Below are 4,647 nucleotides of genomic sequence, written 5' to 3'. Positions count from 1 at the left end.
CAGTTGCCGGAACCGCCGGACGTGACGCCCTGGGCCTGGTTGCCCGAGATGAACGAGCCGCCCGAGTCGCCGGGCTCGGCGCAGGCGCTGGTGCGGGTCAGGCCGCCGACGGTGCCCGGCGGCTAGGATGATCGATCCTGCCACCGCACCGCGCTTACTCAACATGAGCACTCCTCGGTTGGGGGTGCTGTCAAGTTAACGGCTGCTAACGCTTCTTGACAGATGTCAAACGAGCCCTATTTCGGTGTTATAGCCGCGGTTTCGGCCGCGAGCCAGGACGGCGGCCGCCCCTCCTTAAGGCCGCTGCCGCCGCCCCGTCGCTGGTCAGGTCACCGGTTCGCCGGTGCGATCGCCGTGGAACGCGCCGTCAGCAAGGCGATGAACGCGTACGGCACCACCATGAGGACGAATGTCAGCCCGTGCGACACGTACGACGACGCAGCCCCGTACGCGGCGTAGACCGCGAGCGTGACCACGTTCGTGCCGAGGCCGGCGACCGAGGTCACGGTGGCCCTGGCCGTACCGGTGATCCGCTCCTGCAACCGTGCGTCCGCCACCACACTGGCCAGCTGGAACGCCCCGAAGGCCAAGGCGACCAGCGCGAACCCCGCCGGATGCGCGCTGACCGCCCCCGCGGCCAGGGCCAGCGCCGCGAAGGCGATCGTGCAGGCATACACGCGGGGCGGCATGTTCCGGGCGCGCCCGGCCAGCAGGCCGCCCGCCGTGGCGCCGACCCAGCCGAGGAGGATGAGCAGCGGGACGACGGCCTTGGCGACGCCCGTGTCGGTCGCGAGGTACGGGACGTACTCGTCCAGGGCGCCCCAGATCGCCGTCACCGAGGCGACCACCAGCACCGCGCGCAGGACGCGCCGGTCCGTGCGGGCCTCGGTCAGGCCGGCCTTCAGAATCCCCAGGTAACCCTCGTCGTCGCCGTCGCCGCCGCGCGCGCGGTGTTCGGGCAGGGTGAGCGCCGTGGCCGCGCAGAGCACGCAGGCCAGCACGCTGGCGACACCCACGGCCGGATAACCGCCGGCCGCGAAGACGGGCACGGCCAGGCCCATCGCCGCCGCGACGGCGACCGTGCCCACGGCGGTCGCCCGGCCCATGATGGCGGTGTAGCGGTGGGCCTGGCCGCGGCGCTCCAGCTCCTCGTAGGAGAGGGCCTCGAACGCGCCCGACACCAGCGCGCCCTCCGCGCCCCACAACACGAAGCCGAGGGCGAACGCCCAGTAGGAGGGGAAGAGCAGCCACAGGCTGAAACCCAGCGCGGCCAGCAGCGGGCCCAGGCACAGGGTGACACGCCTGGACAGCCGGTCGGCCCAGGCACCGGACGGGATCTCGAGCACCATGCCCGTCACCGACCAGATGACGAACAGGGACGACGTCTCGGCCACGGACAACCCGGTGTCGATGAACAGCAGCGTGTAGACCGGGTAGATCAGCAGAAATTCGCCGAGGAACGTGTAAAGGTACAGCGACGCGACAAGCATGAGGCCTTCCAGGGGGACGAGTAGGGACTCCGAGTGCTTGTCGCCTCGGAGGCCCGCGCGCCCCGCGCCGGCCCCTGGTTATGGAACGGGATCAATGTCGCCAGGTCATACCGGGGAGTTTAACGCCCTCTCCGCCGCCGTGCACCCCGCAATCGGCCACGGGTGAGCGGCGCCGGACCCCCTGCGGCGGACTCCTGCGGCGGGCCCCTGCGGCGGGGCCCGCCGCGTCAGTCGCGGCCGTCGTCGTCGAACGACTGCAGGACCCGCTCGAACGCGTCGCCGACAGGCCGCAGCACCTCGGTGAACGCGTTGACGAGCGGACCGAAGATCTCGCCCACCTCGGTCATGAGGTCAGGGCTCTTGTCCTCGGGAGGCGCCCAGCGCATGGCGTCGGCGCTCAGCGTCTCCCACTCGTCGACTACGCCGTCGATCGCGTCGAGCACATGGTCAGGATCGCTTGGCATGGTCGTTCCCCTGGAAGTCACCCGGTGGAATCCCTCATGACCACGGTACTTCAGGCCGGGCTGGACACGCCCACGCCGCCTCGGGTCTGTGAGCCGTACCGCTCCTTGTCGGCGCTCAGGTCGAGCGGGCGGACGCTGGAGCGGGCGGCGAGCGCGTCGTCGGTCAGCAGCGCCGCGGGCACCAGCCACGACACCTCGAACTCCAGCCCGTCGGGGTCCTTCGCGTAGAGGGCCTTGGTGGTGCCGTGGTCGGAGGCGCCGACCAGCGCGCCGAGCTCGCGCAGCCGGGCCGCGATGCGGTCGAGCTCGTCGAGGGTGTCGACCTCCCAGGCCAGGTGGTAGAGGCCGACCGTGGTGCGGCCCGCCGGTGAGGGCCCCGCGTCGCCACAGATCTCGAACACGCCCAGGTCGTGGTCGTTCGTCGAGCCGGGAGCCTGAAGGAAGGCGGCGCCCGGCAGGGCCATGACCACCTCGAAACCCAGGGCCTCCCGGTAGAAGGCGACGCTGCGCTCCGTGTCCCTGACGTAGAGGACCGCGTGGTTGAGCCGCTGGATCGGCATGGTGTTCTCCTTTCGATGGAGCCCACCTCAAATGTATGAGAATTCAACCACTTCGGCCGCCCGCCGACCGTGCGGTTTCCGGGCGGCTTCCGGGCGGCTCCCCGGGCGGCTTCCGGGAACACGCGGGCGGGTGTGGCGCGCAACTGTCGGACCGAGGCCGTACCGTTCTCCGGGTACCCGAACCGAGGAGATTGCCGATGCACGACACCGAAGAGGCGCTGTTCAGGGCGGTTCACGGCATCGCGGGCAGGCTCGCAGGCCAGCCCGTTCCCGTGGTGATGGACGCGCTGCTGCGCGACCTGCCCAAGGCTCCCGGCCTCGAGGTGACGGAGATTCGCAGGATCGCTGAGGAGATCAGCGTGGGCCGCGATCCATCGGGCTTGTGAACTCCGGGTCGCGGGGGGAGCATCGAGGCATGGCCGCTGGGCGCGGGTAGCATTTGCCCCATCTCGGCCAGCCTTGGGCTGGAACACGTGTCAGGAGGTCGTGGGTGACGCTGGTCGCAGGGGTCGATTCCTCCACGCAGAGTTGCAAGGTCGTCATCCGCGACGCGGAGACGGGCGCGCTGGTCCGGCAGGGCCGGGCAGCGCACCCCGACGGCACCGAGGTCCACCCTTCACACTGGTGGGCCGCGTTACTGCAGGCCATCGAGGCGGCCGGCGGGCTCGACGACGTGGCCGCCATCAGCGTGGCAGGCCAGCAGCACGGCATGGTCTGCCTCGGCGCGTCCGGAGAGGTCGTCCGCGACGCCCTCCTGTGGAACGACACCCGCTCCGCCCAGGCCGCCGCTGACCTGGTCACCGAGCTGGGCGGCCCCCAGGCGTGGGCCGAGGCGGTGGGCTCGGTGCCCGTGGCCTCGTTCACCGTCACCAAGCTGCGCTGGGTGGCCCAGCACGAGCCCGGCAACGCGCAGCGCACGGCGGCGGTGTGCCTGCCGCACGACTGGCTCACCTGGCGCCTTGCGGGGGCGCTCGCCACCGGCCCCTTCGACGCGCGGGCCTGGCGCGACGCCCCCACGCCGCCCCTCGACCAACTCGCCACCGACCGAGGCGACGCCTCCGGCACCGGCTACTGGTCGCCCGCGACCGGCGCCTACCGCACCGACCTGCTGAAAACCGCCCTCGGCACCGTCCCCCACCTGCCCAGGGTGCTCGGGCCGCGGGAGCCGGCGCCCGGCTCAGGGCGCGTCGTGATCGCGCCCGGCACCGGCGACAACATGGCGGCGGCGCTCGGCGTCGGCGCGCGGCCCGGCGACATCGTCGTGTCGCTCGGCACGTCCGGCACGGTGTTCGCGATCGCCGAGACGCCCAGCGCCGATCCCACCGGCGCGGTCGCCGGTTTCGCCGACGCGACGGGCCGCTTCCTGCCGCTGGTGTGCACGCTCAACGCCGCCCGCGTCATGGACGCCGCCGCCCGCATCGCCGGCGTCTCACTCGACGAGCTGAGCGACCTCGCCCTCCAGGCGCCGCCGGGAGCCGGCGGGCTCACGCTGGTCCCCTACCTCGAAGGCGAGCGCACCCCCAACCGCCCCACCGCGACAGGCTCGATCCACGGGCTGACCCTCGCCACCGCCACCCCGGCCCACCTGGCCAGAGCCGCCATCGAAGGCATGCTGTGCGGGCTCGCCGACGCGCTCGACGCCCTCGGCCTGCGGGCCGAACGTGTCCTGCTGATCGGAGGCGCCGCCCGTTCCGAAGCGGTCCGCCGCATCGCCCCCACGATCTTCGGCGTGCCGATCGCGGTGCCGCCACCCGCCGAATACGTCGCCGACGGCGCCGCCCACCAGGCCGCCACCCTGGTCACCACGCCCGACTGGCGCCCCCACGACGCCGCCACCTACGAAGCCGCCCCGGCGCCCGACATCCGTCTCCGCTATGCGCGCGCGGCGGGGGTTCTCGACTGATCTTCTTCTTTTCTTCACGGCTGCGCATGGCACCCACCACGCGCAGCCGTAAGAAATCACCCCAGGCAACCAGCGCCAGGGCCCGATGCGGTGGGGGGAGGCTGGTGAGCGTCTCCCTGGAAGGCCGGGAACTCGCGGCGGCGGGTGGGCTCACTTTGGCGCAGCCGTGAAGGATGTGTGCTTGATGGGTGGTGAGCGTCCCTGCGGTCGGAGGCGAACGGGGGCGGGTC

General features: G+C 72.1%; 5 protein-coding genes and 1 pseudogene. 2 read left to right on the top strand and 4 right to left on the bottom strand.

The window, feature by feature from the left end; genetic code table 11:
- From E1267_RS47000 to E1267_RS42655, 4 genes and pseudogenes are all read right to left on the bottom strand, one after another.
- A pseudogene (locus E1267_RS47000) lies at positions 1-122 on the bottom strand (trypsin-like serine protease); the annotation flags it as partial.
- Positions 123-329: 207 nt separating this feature from the next.
- A complete protein-coding gene (locus E1267_RS42665) occupies positions 330-1,490 on the bottom strand; it encodes an MFS transporter (RefSeq protein ID WP_132341860.1) in 1,161 nt (386 codons plus the stop codon).
- 227 nt (positions 1,491-1,717) lie between these two features.
- On the bottom strand, positions 1,718-1,954 hold the full coding sequence (locus E1267_RS42660; RefSeq protein ID WP_132341858.1) for a hypothetical protein: 237 nt from the start codon (positions 1,952-1,954) through the stop codon (positions 1,718-1,720).
- Positions 1,955-2,004: 50 nt separating this feature from the next.
- On the bottom strand, positions 2,005-2,514 hold the full coding sequence (locus E1267_RS42655) for a VOC family protein (RefSeq protein ID WP_132341856.1): 510 nt from the start codon (positions 2,512-2,514) through the stop codon (positions 2,005-2,007).
- Positions 2,515-2,711: 197 nt separating this feature from the next.
- Between E1267_RS42655 and E1267_RS42650 the strand changes: the two genes are divergently transcribed.
- On the top strand, positions 2,712-2,900 hold the full coding sequence (locus E1267_RS42650; RefSeq protein WP_132341854.1) for a hypothetical protein: 189 nt from the start codon (positions 2,712-2,714) through the stop codon (positions 2,898-2,900).
- Between the two features lie 104 nt (positions 2,901-3,004).
- The gene (locus tag E1267_RS42645) at positions 3,005-4,417 is read left to right on the top strand and encodes a xylulokinase (protein ID WP_132341852.1); all 1,413 of its coding nucleotides are present in this window, start codon (positions 3,005-3,007) and stop codon (positions 4,415-4,417) included.
- Positions 4,418-4,647 lie beyond the last annotated feature (230 nt).

This window comes from Nonomuraea longispora, assembly GCF_004348345.1.
Classification (GTDB): Bacteria; Actinomycetota; Actinomycetes; order Streptosporangiales; family Streptosporangiaceae; genus Nonomuraea; species Nonomuraea longispora.
The sequence above is the reverse complement of the archived record's forward strand: the minus strand, read 5'-3'. Positions and strand labels throughout refer to the sequence as shown.